10 protein-coding genes are annotated in these 13,259 nt (G+C 62.1%); 6 read left to right on the top strand and 4 right to left on the bottom strand.

The window, feature by feature from the left end; all coding sequences use genetic code 11:
- Positions 1–93: 93 nt before the first annotated feature.
- The 4 genes from ACJ8HT_RS21695 (at position 94) to ACJ8HT_RS21680 (ending at position 5,885) form a co-directional block, all read left to right on the top strand.
- Complete coding sequence (locus ACJ8HT_RS21695) at positions 94–2,427, top strand: Tex family protein (RefSeq protein WP_197653356.1); 2,334 nt, start codon at positions 94–96, stop codon at positions 2,425–2,427.
- A gap of 606 nt (positions 2,428–3,033) precedes the next feature.
- A complete protein-coding gene (gene feoA / locus ACJ8HT_RS21690; protein ID WP_038878234.1) occupies positions 3,034–3,258 on the top strand; it encodes a ferrous iron transporter A in 225 nt (74 codons plus the stop codon).
- Positions 3,259–3,330: 72 nt separating this feature from the next.
- Positions 3,331–5,646, top strand: coding sequence for a Fe(2+) transporter permease subunit FeoB (gene feoB / locus ACJ8HT_RS21685; RefSeq protein WP_194572700.1), 2,316 nt, complete (start codon positions 3,331–3,333; stop codon positions 5,644–5,646).
- Positions 5,646–5,885: a FeoC-like transcriptional regulator gene (locus tag ACJ8HT_RS21680; RefSeq protein ID WP_048232091.1), complete on the top strand. Its 240-nt coding sequence runs from the start codon at positions 5,646–5,648 to the stop codon at positions 5,883–5,885. The genes feoB and ACJ8HT_RS21680 overlap by 1 nt, the downstream gene beginning before the upstream one ends.
- Before the next feature lie 41 nt (positions 5,886–5,926).
- Here ACJ8HT_RS21680 and ACJ8HT_RS21675 read toward each other — a convergent pair whose 3' ends face one another.
- On the bottom strand, positions 5,927–6,211 hold the full coding sequence (locus ACJ8HT_RS21675) for a YdgH/BhsA/McbA-like domain containing protein (RefSeq protein WP_049202818.1): 285 nt from the start codon (positions 6,209–6,211) through the stop codon (positions 5,927–5,929).
- Between the two features lie 270 nt (positions 6,212–6,481).
- Positions 6,482–7,252, bottom strand: a complete 771-nt coding sequence (gene bioH, locus ACJ8HT_RS21670) for a pimeloyl-ACP methyl ester esterase BioH (RefSeq protein ID WP_194572699.1) — start codon at positions 7,250–7,252, stop codon at positions 6,482–6,484.
- 40 nt (positions 7,253–7,292) lie between these two features.
- Between bioH and gntX the strand changes: the two genes are divergently transcribed.
- Positions 7,293–7,976: a DNA utilization protein GntX gene (gene gntX / locus ACJ8HT_RS21665; RefSeq protein WP_195873764.1), complete on the top strand. Its 684-nt coding sequence runs from the start codon at positions 7,293–7,295 to the stop codon at positions 7,974–7,976.
- Positions 7,977–8,034: 58 nt separating this feature from the next.
- On the top strand, positions 8,035–8,610 hold the full coding sequence (gene nfuA / locus ACJ8HT_RS21660; protein ID WP_033631902.1) for a Fe-S biogenesis protein NfuA: 576 nt from the start codon (positions 8,035–8,037) through the stop codon (positions 8,608–8,610).
- 69 nt (positions 8,611–8,679) lie between these two features.
- Here nfuA and malQ read toward each other — a convergent pair whose 3' ends face one another.
- Complete coding sequence (malQ, locus tag ACJ8HT_RS21655) at positions 8,680–10,770, bottom strand: 4-alpha-glucanotransferase (protein ID WP_197653355.1); 2,091 nt, start codon at positions 10,768–10,770, stop codon at positions 8,680–8,682.
- 9 nt (positions 10,771–10,779) lie between these two features.
- Positions 10,780–13,185: a maltodextrin phosphorylase gene (malP, locus tag ACJ8HT_RS21650; protein WP_055311831.1), complete on the bottom strand. Its 2,406-nt coding sequence runs from the start codon at positions 13,183–13,185 to the stop codon at positions 10,780–10,782.
- Positions 13,186–13,259 lie beyond the last annotated feature (74 nt).

Here is a 13,259-nt window from a genome sequence, read left to right as displayed (position 1 = left end):
GCGGCGGCGGCCCGCTCCACTGGCATTTTCCCCGATCAATCCGTATAACTGTCCCCCTGTTTATTCACCGTTCTCAATACAGATACCAGACCTATGAATGACCCACTGAGCCGCATTATTGCAACAGAACTGCAGGCCCGGCCGGAGCAAGTCGACTCCGCCATCCGTCTGCTGGATGAAGGTAATACCGTGCCCTTTATTGCACGCTATCGTAAGGAAGTCACCGGGGGCCTGGACGACACCCAACTGCGCCAGCTGGAAACCCGCCTGGGTTATCTGCGTGAACTGGAAGATCGTCGCCAGACCATCCTGAAGTCGATCGATGAACAGGGCAAACTGACCGAACAACTGGCGGGAGCGATCAACGCCACGCTGAGCAAGACCGAACTCGAAGACCTCTACCTGCCGTACAAACCGAAGCGCCGCACCCGCGGCCAGATCGCCATCGAGGCCGGTCTGGAACCGCTGGCGGACGCGCTGTGGCAGGATCCGCAACAGCAGCCGGAACAGCTGGCTGAACGCTACGTCGATGCCGACAAGGGCGTGGCGGACGTCAAAGCCGCCCTCGACGGCGCGCGCTATATCCTGATGGAGCGCTTCGCCGAAGACGCCACGCTGCTGGCCAAGGTGCGCGACTACCTGTGGAAAAACGCCCATCTGGTGTCCAAAGTGGTCGAGGGCAAGGAAGAAGAAGGCGCCAAGTTCCGCGACTATTTCGATCATCACGAACCGATTTCCCAGGTGCCTTCGCACCGCGCGCTGGCGATGTTCCGCGGCCGCAACGAAGGCGTGCTGCAGCTGGCGTTGAACGCCGATCCGCAGTTTGAGGAAGCGCCGCGCGAAAGCCAGGCGGAGCTGATCATCATCAATCACCTCAACCTGCGCCTGAACAACGCCCCGGCCGACGCCTGGCGCAAGGCAGTGGTCAACTGGACCTGGCGCATCAAGGTGCTGCTGCACCTGGAAACCGAGCTGATGGGCACGGTGCGCGAGCGCGCGGAAGACGAAGCGATCAACGTGTTCGCCCGCAACATGCACGATCTGCTGATGGCCGCGCCGGCCGGCATGCGCGCCACCATGGGCCTCGATCCTGGCCTGCGCACCGGGGTGAAAGTCGCCGTGGTCGACGCGACCGGCAAGCTGGTCGCCACAGATACCGTCTACCCACACACCGGGCAAGCGGCCAAAGCCGCCGCCATCGTCGCGGCGCTGTGCATCAAACACAATGTAGAACTGGTGGCCATCGGCAACGGCACCGCTTCACGTGAGACCGAGCGCTTTTATCTCGACCTGCAAAAGCAGTTCGGCGAGGTCCGGGCGCAGAAAGTGATCGTCAGCGAAGCGGGCGCCTCGGTGTATTCCGCGTCCGAACTGGCGGCGCTGGAATTTCCGGATCTCGACGTGTCGCTGCGCGGCGCGGTGTCCATCGCCCGCCGCCTGCAGGATCCGCTGGCGGAGCTGGTGAAGATCGACCCGAAATCCATCGGCGTCGGCCAGTATCAGCACGACGTCAGCCAGAGCCAGCTGGCGAAGAAGCTGGACTCGGTGGTGGAAGACTGCGTGAACGCCGTCGGCGTCGATCTGAACACCGCGTCGGTGCCGTTGCTGACCCGCGTGGCCGGCCTGACGCGCATGATGGCGCAAAATATCGTCAACTGGCGCGACGAGAACGGCCGCTTCAGCAACCGTGAACAGCTGCTGAAGGTCAGCCGCCTGGGGCCGAAGGCCTTCGAACAGTGCGCCGGCTTCCTGCGCATCAACCACGGTGACAATCCGCTGGACGCTTCCACCGTTCACCCGGAAGCCTACCCGGTGGTGCAGCGCATTCTGGCCGCCACCGAGCAGACGCTGCAGGATCTGATGGGCAACGCTTCGGCGGTGCGCAGCCTGAAAGCGGTCGATTTCACCGACGACAAGTTCGGCGTGCCGACGGTCACCGATATCCTGAAAGAGCTGGAGAAACCGGGCCGCGATCCGCGCCCTGAGTTCAAAACCGCGACCTTTGCCGAAGGGGTGGAAACCCTCAACGATCTGCAGGTGGGCATGATCCTGGAAGGGTCGGTCACCAACGTCACCAACTTTGGGGCCTTCGTGGATATCGGCGTGCATCAGGACGGCCTCGTGCACATCTCCTCGCTGGCGGACAAGTTCGTTGAAGATCCGCACACCGTGGTGAAGGCCGGCGACATCGTCAAAGTGAAGGTGATGGAAGTCGATCTGCAGCGTAAACGCATCGCGCTGAGCATGCGCCTGGATGAGCAGCCGGGCGAAGGTTCACCGCGCCGCGGCGGCAACGCGCCAGCGCAGGCACGCGACAACGCCAGCCGTTCGGCGGGCGCCAACAAGGCCAAACCACGCAACGCGGCGCCGGCCGGCAACAGCGCCATGGGCGACGCGCTGGCGGCGGCGTTCGGTAAGAAACGCTAAGTCGGAACCGACAGGGCGGAGCCTGCTCCGCCCTTTCTGATGAATAAAACCTGCGGCATTTTTTGACCCGTCTCAATAAACCGTCATCTTTTTACGTCCCGTTCCTGCGTGACCATCCTCCCATTATTCAGGCAATAAAAATCCTCTCCGCAGCCATTTATTAACAACTTCGTTAACACGCCTGTTTCATCTCGCGAATTGTGAACGAAACACAAATGGTTACCGCTCGCATTACGCCGGAATAATGTTATTGAATTACCTTTCGGCGGAAATAAATAAAGGGAAAAAACCATCGAAGTTTGCAAACAAGAAAACTCGGCTACAAATACGTAACTGATTTAACTCGTCATTCTCATTTGTTCCCGCTCGCCAGCGGTGGTAAAACGTCATTAATCTAGGCAACGCCATCAAAAACTGTCGTCGCCATAATAATTGGTTACAATACCCTTACTTTTTGTATTGAACGCGATAATGATAATTACTATTATTTGCGCTCACTTTATTGCATGACCTTATGGATGAATACCGCCGACGGCGTGGCATTTTCGCCGGCAACGTCCAATTATCATCAGCCCGATGTTCATCGGCACCCGGAAGGTTAATCACATGCAGCTTCAACCTAAACGCACGTATAAGATTGTCGGCTTTTCCGGTGAAATTGCGCCGGCCTACCGCCAGAAACTGTTATCGCTCGGCATGCTGCCCGGCTCTTCGTTCGACGTGGTGCGCGTCGCGCCGCTGGGCGATCCGATAGAAATTAAAACTCGCCGCGTCAGCCTGGTGCTGCGCAGGAAGGATCTGGCGCTGCTGCAGCTCGACGGCCAGTCCTGAGCCGGCACGCCCTCCGTTTGCCGACGCGCCCTTGCGCCGGCGCTGTTCTCCTTGAAGACGACACGCTGAACTATGAAAAAACTCACCATCGGCTTAATCGGTAACCCGAACTCCGGCAAAACCACGCTGTTCAACCAGCTGACCGGCGCACGCCAACGGGTCGGCAACTGGGCGGGCGTGACGGTCGAACGCAAAGAAGGCCATTTCACGACCCCACAGTCCGACGTGCGGCTGGTCGATTTGCCGGGCACCTATTCCCTGACCACCATTTCAGAGCAAACCTCGCTCGATGAGCAGATCGCCTGCCACTACATTTTGAGCGGCGACGCCGATCTGCTGATCAACGTGGTCGACGCCTCCAACCTGGAGCGCAACCTCTATCTGACGCTGCAGCTGCTGGAGCTGGGCATTCCCTGCATCGTGGCGCTGAACATGCTCGACATCGCCACAAGCCAGCATATCGATATCGACGTCGCCGCGCTGTCGGCGCGCCTCGGCTGCCCGGTGGTGCCGATGGTCTCCACCCGCGCCGACGGCATCGGCGTGCTGAAACAGATGATCGACAATCACCACATCAACGAACAGCTGGCGCTGGTGAACTATCCGCCGCTGTTGCTGAAAGAGGTCGCCACGCTGAGCGACGCCATGCCGCAAACGCTGCCGGCAGTACAGCGCCGCTGGCTGGCGCTGCAGATGCTGGAAGGTGACATCTACAGCCACCGGCTGGCCGGCCCCGCCGTCACACTGCTGCCTGCGGCCACCCGGGCATTGCAACAGCAGCAGCAAGAAGACCCGGCGCTGGTGATCGCCGACGCGCGCTACCAGTCTATCGCCGCCCTGTGCGACGCGGTCAGCAACTCGCAGCAGGCGATGCCCAACCGCTTGACCGAGATGCTGGATAAAGTGATCCTCAACCGCTGGCTGGGCGTGCCGATCTTCCTGCTGGTGATGTACCTGATGTTCCTGCTGGCGATCAACATCGGCGGCGCGCTGCAGCCGATCTTTGATATCGGCTCGGCGGCGATCTTCATTCAGGGCATTCAGTGGCTCGGCTACACCCTGCACTTCCCCGACTGGCTGACCGTTTTCCTGGCGCAGGGCATCGGCGGTGGTATCAACACCGTGCTGCCGCTGGTGCCGCAGATCGGCATGATGTACCTGTTCCTGTCCTTCCTGGAGGATTCCGGCTACATGGCGCGCGCGGCGTTCGTGATGGACCGCCTGATGCAGGCGCTCGGGCTGCCGGGCAAATCCTTCGTGCCGCTGATCGTCGGCTTCGGCTGCAACGTGCCGTCCATCATGGGTGCCCGGACGCTGGACGCCCAGCGCGAACGCCTGATCACCATCATGATGGCGCCGTTCATGTCGTGCGGTGCCCGTCTGGCGATCTTTGCGGTGTTCGCCGCCGCCTTCTTCGGCCAGGACGGCGCCGGGGTGGTGTTCTCGCTGTACATGCTCGGCATTGTGGTGGCGATCCTCACCGGTCTGGTGCTCAAATACACCATCATGCGTGGCGAAGCCTCGCCGTTCGTGATGGAGCTGCCGGTCTACCACGTGCCGCACCTGAAAAGCCTGCTGCTGCAAACCTGGCAGCGGCTGAAAGGCTTCGTACTGCGCGCCGGTAAGGTGATCGTGGTGGCCAGCATGTTCATCGGCGGCCTGAACAGCTTCTCGTTCAGCGGCAAGACGGTCGACAATATCAACGACTCCGCGCTGGCCTCGGTCTCCAAGGTATTGACGCCGCTGCTGCAACCGATGGGCGTCCACAGCGATAACTGGCAGGCCACCGTCGGTCTGGTGACCGGCGCGATGGCGAAAGAAGTGGTGGTCGGCACGCTGAACACGCTGTACACCGCCGAGCACATCAACAAAGAGGCGTTCGACGCCGCCAACTTCAACCTGCTCGATGAGCTGGGCGGCGCGCTGAACGAAACCTGGGACGGCCTGAAAAACACCTTTAGCCTGAGCGTGCTCTCCAACCCAATCGAAGCCAGCAAGGGCGACGGCGAGATGGGCGTCGGCTCGATGGGCGTGATGAGCAGTAAATTCGGCTCCGGCATCTCCGCCTACAGCTACCTGATCTTCGTGCTGCTGTATGTGCCCTGCGTCTCGGTGATGGGCGCCATCGCCCGTGAATCGAGCCGCGGCTGGATGACCTTCTCTATTCTGTGGGGGCTGAACGTGGCCTACTCGCTGGCGACGCTGTTCTATCAGGTGGCCACCTTCAACCAACACCCGCAGTACAGCCTGACGGCGATCCTGGTGGTGCTGGCGGTGAACCTGCTGGTGCTGTTCGGCCTGCGCCGGGCGCGCAGCCGCGTTACGGTGCGCCTGGGCAACGCTACGCCGGCGGCCTGTTGCCAGGGCGCCAAGGGGAGCTGTCACTGATGGCCGGGCTGCTGCAGGTGCGCGATGCGCTGGCGCTGCTTGGCAGCGCTCAGGCGCAGCAGCTCAGCCAATCGCTGGCGACGCCGCTGCCGTTGGTGCAGGCGATGCTGGACCGATTGGCGGCGATGGGAAAAGTCGAACGTATCGAACAGGATGACGGCGCCTGTCTGAGCGGCAGTTGCAAAGGCTGCCCGCAGGGCCAGGGGTGCAGTACGGTGTTCTACCGGCTGAAGGCCTGACGATCAGGGGCGCCACTGCGGCGCCCCTTGCCGTTGAAGGCTTATTGCTTGTCTTTGTAAACTTCAGCGATGGCGCTGAATTTACCGTGCTCGCGGCCTGCCAGGATCACGTAGTATTGACCGCCCTTTTCGTCCGCCAGTTTGGACAGCTCATCCTTGGCATCCATCGGCGAGGTGGTCTGCGCCGTGGTGGTCACGGTGCCGATCTTCTCGTATTTACCCGGGTTCTTATCCAGATCTTCCTTGGTCAGCAGGGTTGCCGCCATGGAGCCGAAAGACACCGAACCCAGCACTGCCGCTGCAATAATCATCTTCAATGATTTCATGACACTAACCTCTCAATGGATAATTTATCTGTTATGAAAGCCGTCAAGAATCCATGCGTAGTACAGCAGGCTGCCGCGACATCCTCAGGCCTCGTTGCTTTCCCTGACGGGGCCTGTTTCCCAGAGACGAAACGCCAAAATGAAAAGCGCCGCGCGCGGTCTTTTCATTTTGCAGCCAACGCATTGACTCACTAAGTATCGAACAGCTTTGTCTTTTATCCACCCGGCGGCGTTTTTTTTCGCGCCCTATCGTGCGTTTTCCCGCCGCATTCAATGTGCTGCAATAAACGCTTCGATCATCGTCACAAATTCGTCGGGATGAGAGATAAACGGCGCATGGGCGGCTTTGGCCACGACCTGCGACGTAGAATTCGGCCAGGCGGCGTCGAGCAGCTCGGCGACCTTGCGCGGCACCAGCCCGTCCAGATAGCCGTAAATCCGCAGCAGCGGCAGCTCCAGCGCGGCCAACGGCGCGCGCAGATCGGCGGTGCGCAGAATCTCCAGCCCGCCGTTCAACACCTCGACGCTCGGCGTCGGCTGGTTGAGCACCACCGCTTTCAGCTGGCGCGCATCCTGACGCGCACTCTCGGTGCCCAGCGTCTGCAACGCCAGAAAACGCTCGACGGTGCGCTGGAAATCCAGGCTCAGCTGGTGCTGAAAACCGCTCAGCACGTCCGGGCGGATCCCCGGCCACTCATCGCGGGCGGCAAAGCAAGGCGAAGAGGCCACGGTGATCAAGCCCTTGAGCCGCTCAGGTTGCATCAACGCCGCCTGGCTGGCCACCAGCCCGCCGAGCGACCAGCCTAGCCACCAGGCCTGCGGCGGGGCGGCCGCCAGCACGATTTCCGTCATCTGCTCCAGCAACAGGGCGCCGAACCCCTGGCTGCGGCCGTACCCCGGCAGATCGACCAGGTGCAGGCGAAAATGCGGCGCCAGTCGCGCCTGAATGCAACTCCACACTTCGGCGTTCAATCCCCAGCCGTGCAGCAGCACAAGATCGCGTTCGCCTTCACCTATTGTTTGCCAGTACAGCGCTGTCATTGGTTATTGTCCTTTCATGCTTATCCGTCTCGGAGGCTCTATGCTATCAATCCGCAGCCGCTGTTGGCTATGCCGACAGCCGTTGAGCCTGATGCGTCATGGCATCTGCAGCTGCTGCCTGCGCCATCTGCCGGCCAGCCCCCCGTGTTGCCCGCGCTGCGGGTTGCCCGCCGGGGGGACGCAAACGCCCTGCGGCCGCTGCCTGCAACGGCCGCCGCCCTGGCAACGGCTGGTGTTCGTCGGCGACTACGTTGCGCCCCTCAGCCAACTGGTAAAGAGGTTCAAGTTTCACCACGCGCCCGAGCTGGCCCCGGCGTTGGCGCGCCTGATGCTGTTGCGCTGGCAGCAGGCGCGCAGAGAGCAGTATCTGAACAGACCCGACCTGATTTTAGCGGTACCCTTGCATGCATCACGCTGCTGGCGCCGCGGCTATAACCAGAGCGATCTGCTGGCCCGGCCGCTGGCGCGCTGGCTGGGCTGCCCCTATCGGCCCGCCGCCTTGCGCCGGGTACGCAAGACCGCCCTGCAACAGCGGCTGAGCGCCGGAGCGCGCAGGCGCAATCTGCAGCGCGCGTTCGTCTGCACCGTCTCGGTCGCCGGCCGGCATATCGCCCTGGTGGATGACGTGGTGACCACCGGCAGCACCGTCGCGGAGATCGCGGCACTGCTGCGGCGGCAAGGCGCCGCCTCGGTGCAGATCTGGTGCGTTTGCCGCACGTTGTAGTGCCACGGCAATGGGCGTATTATAACCGACTATAGAAGTCAACTATTGAGCTAATGCTATGATCCGTATAACAGATGCTGCACAGGAACACTTTGCCAAACTGCTGGCAAATCAAGAAGAAGGCACCCAAATCCGCGTATTCGTGATCAACCCGGGCACGCCGACGGCCGAATGCGGTGTCTCTTATTGCCCGCCGGACGCGGTAGAAGCGACGGATACCGAACTGAAGTTCGACAAACTGTCCGCCTATGTCGATGAACTGAGCGCGCCGTATCTGGAAGACGCCGAAATCGACTTCGTAACCGACCAGCTGGGTTCTCAGCTGACGCTGAAGGCGCCGAACGCCAAAATGCGCAAGGTCGATGACAACGCGCCGCTGATGGAGCGCGTGGAATACGTGCTGCAGTCGCAGATCAACCCACAGCTGGCGGGCCACGGCGGCCGCGTGACGCTGATGGAGATCACCGACGACAACATGGCGATCTTGCAGTTCGGCGGCGGTTGCAACGGCTGTTCGATGGTCGACGTCACGCTGAAAGAAGGCATCGAGAAAGAGCTGCTGCAGAAGTTCCCGGAGCTGAAGGGCGTGCGTGATTTGACCGAGCACCAGCGCGGCGAGCACTCTTACTACTGATATCCGGCGCTCGCGCCACGGTAGATAACGCAATGCCGGAAGGGGGAACCCGTTCCGGCATTGTCGTTTTTAGCCCACCGACACTTTGCGCCGCCGTTTGTCCAAATCCTTCAGCAGCCGGTTTATCCGCGGATCGGCGAACATCTCCTCCAGCGTTTGGGTCAGCTTGCGCCGCCAGTTAGGGTACTGGTCACTGGTGCCGGGAATATTGACCGGATCGGCCATGTCCAGCCAGTCTTCCGGCTGCAGGCCGAGCAGGGCGCTGGCGCTGTCGGCGACATAACGCTGCAGGCCGCGGTTAAGCAGCGGGCTCATGCCGAGCAGCGCCGCCCTCTTGCCCACCTTCTGCGGCACGCAGCCATAGCGATGTAACCCGTCCAGCAGCCCTTGCTTGGCGCGTTCCCGATCGGCGAACAGCGCCCGCAGGATCTCCGCGTCCGGATAGAGCCCCAGTCGGTTGCCCAGCGTCAGATCGCCGCTTTGCCAATAGCCGCGCAACGTCGGCAGATCGTGGGTAGTGATGGTCGCCATCGCCTGCACCGGATAGGCCTGCGGCGCGCGGAAATGGTGTTCACCGTCGCTTTCGAAATACAGCACCTTGTAGGAATAGACGCCGCTGTCGCGCAGCTTGCCGACGATCTCTACCGGCACGGTGCCGAGATCCTCGCCGATCACCATGCAGCGGTGGCGCTGGCTTTCCAGCGCCAGCACCGCCAGCAGATCGTCCACCGGATATTTGACGTAGGCGCCGCGATCGGCGGTTTCGCCATAAGGGATCCACCACAGCCGCAGCAGCGCCATGACGTGATCGATACGCAACGCGCCGCAGCTGGTCATGTTGGCGCGCAAAAGATCGATGAACGGCTGATAACCGCGCGCCGCCATCACGTGCGGATCCATCGGCGGCAGGCCCCAGTTTTGCCCCAGCGGCCCCAGGATGTCCGGCGGCGCGCCGACCGACGCTTTCAGGCAGTACAGCTCGCGGTCGCACCAGGTTTCCGCCCCGCCTTCCGCCACCCCGACCGCCAGATCGCGATACAGACCAATCGGCATCTGCTGCTGCCGGCTCTGCTCAAAACACTGCGCAAACTGCGTGGCCGCCAGCCATTGCAGCCACAGGTAAAAGCGGACCGCGTCCTGATGTTCGTCGCAGAACTGCCGCACCGCTTCGCTCTGCCCCCGCCGATAGCCCTCGGGCCAGGCCGGCCATCCCCACTGGCTGGCGTCTTTGGCCGCCAGGTGGGCATGCAGCGCGTCGAACGCCGCCTGCTGATACAGGCTGTCGCCGCCCTCAGTCACGAACCGTTCGAACGCCTGACGCTGCGCGTCGTTCGGCTTGCGCGCCTGAAACAGCGGGAACGTCAGCTTCAGCGCCGCCAGCTTCAGCTGCATCACGGCGGTGTAATCCACCCACTCCGCGGCGCGCGCCTTGGCCAACTGCTTCTGCGTCGCCGGCTTCTGCCACCAGCGCTGCGCCGCGTCGCTGCGCTGGAAATCCTCCACCGCGTTGACGTCGATATACGCCAGATTCAGCCAGCGGCGCGACGAGGGGCTGTAAGGGCTGGCGCTCTCCGGGTTGGCCGGATACAGCGCATGGATCGGATTGAGGCCGACGAAGGCACCGCCGCGCTCCCCCACCTGCTCCACCATCAGACGCAGATCGCCGAAATCGCCGATGCCCCAGTTGCGATCGGAACGCAGCGTATACAGCTGAACGCAGGCGCCCCACAGTTTCTTGCCGGTCAGCAAGGCGTCCGGCTCGAAGCAGCGCCTCGGCGCGACGATCACTCGGCATGGCCACTGCCGTGCGCCCTGGCTCAGCGTCAATTGGTGATACCCCGCCGGCAGGTCGCCGGGCAGCGTCAGGGTCTTGCGCGCGCCGACGCGCCCCTGCAGGCATTCGCCGTCTTCACGCTGCAGCACCCACAGGTAGTCGCCTTCGCCCGCCGGGGTCAGCGCCAGCGGCGCGCCCTGATAGAACACCTTGACCGCCGGCAACGGCGATGCCGCCCCTTCCTGCGCGGCATCGGCCCGGTTCATGGCCGCCAGCAACTTGCGCTTGGTCTCCGGCTCAATCGCCTGCCGCTTGCCGTGGGCATTGATGAAATCGGCAGCGATCCCCGCCTGCACTGCCGCCTGATCGATACGCTTACGATCCATTCGCTCTCCTTAACGTTTGGCTTGCCAGATGCGCTGCTGGTAATCGCGAATCGAGCGATCCGAGCTGAACATGCCGACGCGCGCAGTGTTAAGGATAGTCCGCCGCGTCCATTCGTCCCGGTCGCGGTACAGTTCGTCGACCCGGCGCTGCGCCTGGCAGTACGAGGCGAAGTCCGCCAGCACCAGATAGGGATCGCCGCCTTCCAGCAGGCTGTGCAGCATCATGTCGAACGCGTGCTTGTCGCCGTGGCTGAACGCGCCGCTCGCCAGCTCGTCCAAAATCGCCTTCAGGTGCTTGTCTTTCTTGCGGTAGCTGAGCGGATCGTAGCCCTTCGCCAGTATCGCCTTCACCTGCTCCACGGTATTGCCGAAGATAAAGATATTGTCTTCGCCCACCTGCTCGGCGATTTCGACGTTGGCGCCGTCCAGCGTGCCGACCGTCAGCGCGCCGTTCAGCGCCAGCTTCATGTTGCCGGTGCCGGAGGCCTCTTTGCCGGCGGTGGAGATCTGCTCGGAGATATCCGCCGCCGGGATCATCAGTTCGGCCACCGACACGCGGTAGTCAGGAATGAACGCCACTTTCAGGCGATCTTTCACCAACGGATCGTTATTGATCTTCTCGGCCGCCTGGTTGATCGCGTAAATGATGTTTTTCGCCAGGTAGTAGCCCGGCGCCGCCTTGGCGCCGAACAGGAAGACGCGCGGCACGATGTCCAGATTCGGGTTGTCGCGCAGCTGGCGATACAGCGACAGGATGTGCAGCAGGTTCAGGTGCTGGCGTTTGTACTCGTGCAGACGCTTGATCTGCACGTCGAAAATCGCGTCCGGATCGAGAGTCAACCCCATCACGCCGTGCACGTAATGGGCCAGCGCCACCTTGTTGTCGCGTTTGATCTGCTGATAACGCTGGCGGAACGCCGCGTCGTCGGCGAATTTTTCCAGCCCGCGCAACGCGTCGAGATCGTTCGCCCATTCCACCTTCAGCGTCTCGTCGATCAGGCCCGACAGCGCCGGGTTGCACTGTTTCAGCCAGCGACGCGGCGTGATGCCGTTGGTGACGTTATGGAATTTGTTCGGCCACAGCTGGTGATATTCCGGGAACAGATCCTTCACCACCAGATCCGAGTGCAGCTGAGCCACGCCGTTGACTGCAAAGCCGCTGACCACGCACAGGTTGGCCATGCGCACCTGCTTGTTGTGATGCACCGCCAGTTTGGCCCACACCGCCTCGTCGCCCGGCCAGTGCTTATCCACCTGCTTTTTGAACCTGGCGTTGATCTGTTTGATGATGGAGAAATGGCGCGGCAGCAGGCTGCGCACCAGTTTTTCATCCCAGCACTCCAGCGCTTCCGGCATCAGGGTGTGGTTGGTATAGGCGAAGGTGTTGCTGGTGATCGCCCAGGCCGCCTCCCACTCCAGCTGGTGTTCGTCCAGCAGAATGCGCAGCATTTCCGGAATGGCGATGGTCGGGTGGGTGTCGTTCAGCTGGATCACTTCGTACTTCGGCAGCTCTTCAATCTTGCGGCCGGCCTGATGGTGCTTGCGCAAAATGTCCGCCACCGAGCAGGCGCACTGGAAATACTGCTGCATCAGGCGCAGGCGCTTGCCGGCCTGATGGTTGTCGTTCGGGTAGAGCACCTTGGTCAGCTTGTCGGCTTCTACGCCCTGCTTCTCCGCCTGCAGGAATTTGCCGTCGTTGAAATCGCTCAGGTTGAACGGATGCTGATGGGTCGCCTGCCACAGGCGCAGCGGCTGCGCCACGCCGTTGCGATACCCCAGCACCGGCAGATCCCAGGCTTCGCCGCGCAGGGTGAAGGCCGGGCGCCACAGTTCGCGGCCGTCGGCCTGCTTTTCCAGCTTGCCGCCGATGCCTACATCCACAGCCAGCGCGGCGTTGTGGCGGAACCACGGGTAGCTCTCGCGCTGCCAGTTATCCGGCGCCTCTTGCTGCTGCCCGCCCTGGAACGACTGGCGGAACAGCCCGTACTGGTAGTTCAGCCCATAGCCGGTGGCGGGTTGCTCCACCGTCGCCATCGAGTCGAGGAAACAGGCCGCCAGGCGCCCCAGCCCGCCGTTGCCCAGCGCCGGATCGGTTTCCTGCTCCAGCAAATCCGCCAGCTTGACGTTCTGCTCCGCCAGCGCCTGCTCGACGGTGTCGTACCAGCCCAGGTTGATCAGGTTGTTCGCCGTCAGCCGGCCGATCAGAAACTCCATCGAGATGTAGTTCACATGGCGCAGCGGTTTGGCGCTTTTGCGCGGCGCCGGCTGCGCGGCCAACTGCTCGGCCAGTGCTGCACTGACGGCTTCCCACCATTGATGCTGCGTCATCTGCTGTGCGGAACTGAGGCCGAACCGTTGCCACTGGCGGGCAAGCGCCGCCAGAAAAGCATCCTTCTTGAGCGTAGGCTGTGACATAAGGAAAACTCTCTATCCAGTAAGTGGGTCAAATTGCCGCTATCGTGCCGGTGAGAAAGCCTGACGGCATCATC

It is taken from the genome of Serratia sp. CY44782 (assembly GCF_052168715.1).
Taxonomy (GTDB): domain Bacteria; phylum Pseudomonadota; class Gammaproteobacteria; order Enterobacterales; family Enterobacteriaceae; genus Serratia; species Serratia nevei.
This window is presented reverse-complemented; position numbering and strand designations above follow the sequence as displayed.

Coding starts and splice junctions, on each gene's coding strand:
- feoB (WP_194572700.1), top strand. CDS start 3,331: ATGAAAAAACTCACCATCGGCTTAATCGGTAACCCGAACTCCGGCAAA.
- malQ (WP_197653355.1), bottom strand. CDS start 10,770: ATGGATCGTAAGCGTATCGATCAGGCGGCAGTGCAGGCGGGGATCGCT.
- malP (WP_055311831.1), bottom strand. CDS start 13,185: ATGTCACAGCCTACGCTCAAGAAGGATGCTTTTCTGGCGGCGCTTGCC.
- nfuA (WP_033631902.1), top strand. CDS start 8,035: ATGATCCGTATAACAGATGCTGCACAGGAACACTTTGCCAAACTGCTG.
- ACJ8HT_RS21675 (WP_049202818.1), bottom strand. CDS start 6,211: ATGAAATCATTGAAGATGATTATTGCAGCGGCAGTGCTGGGTTCGGTG.
- ACJ8HT_RS21680 (WP_048232091.1), top strand. CDS start 5,646: ATGGCCGGGCTGCTGCAGGTGCGCGATGCGCTGGCGCTGCTTGGCAGC.
- feoA (WP_038878234.1), top strand. CDS start 3,034: ATGCAGCTTCAACCTAAACGCACGTATAAGATTGTCGGCTTTTCCGGT.
- ACJ8HT_RS21695 (WP_197653356.1), top strand. CDS start 94: ATGAATGACCCACTGAGCCGCATTATTGCAACAGAACTGCAGGCCCGG.
- gntX (WP_195873764.1), top strand. CDS start 7,293: ATGCTATCAATCCGCAGCCGCTGTTGGCTATGCCGACAGCCGTTGAGC.
- bioH (WP_194572699.1), bottom strand. CDS start 7,252: ATGACAGCGCTGTACTGGCAAACAATAGGTGAAGGCGAACGCGATCTT.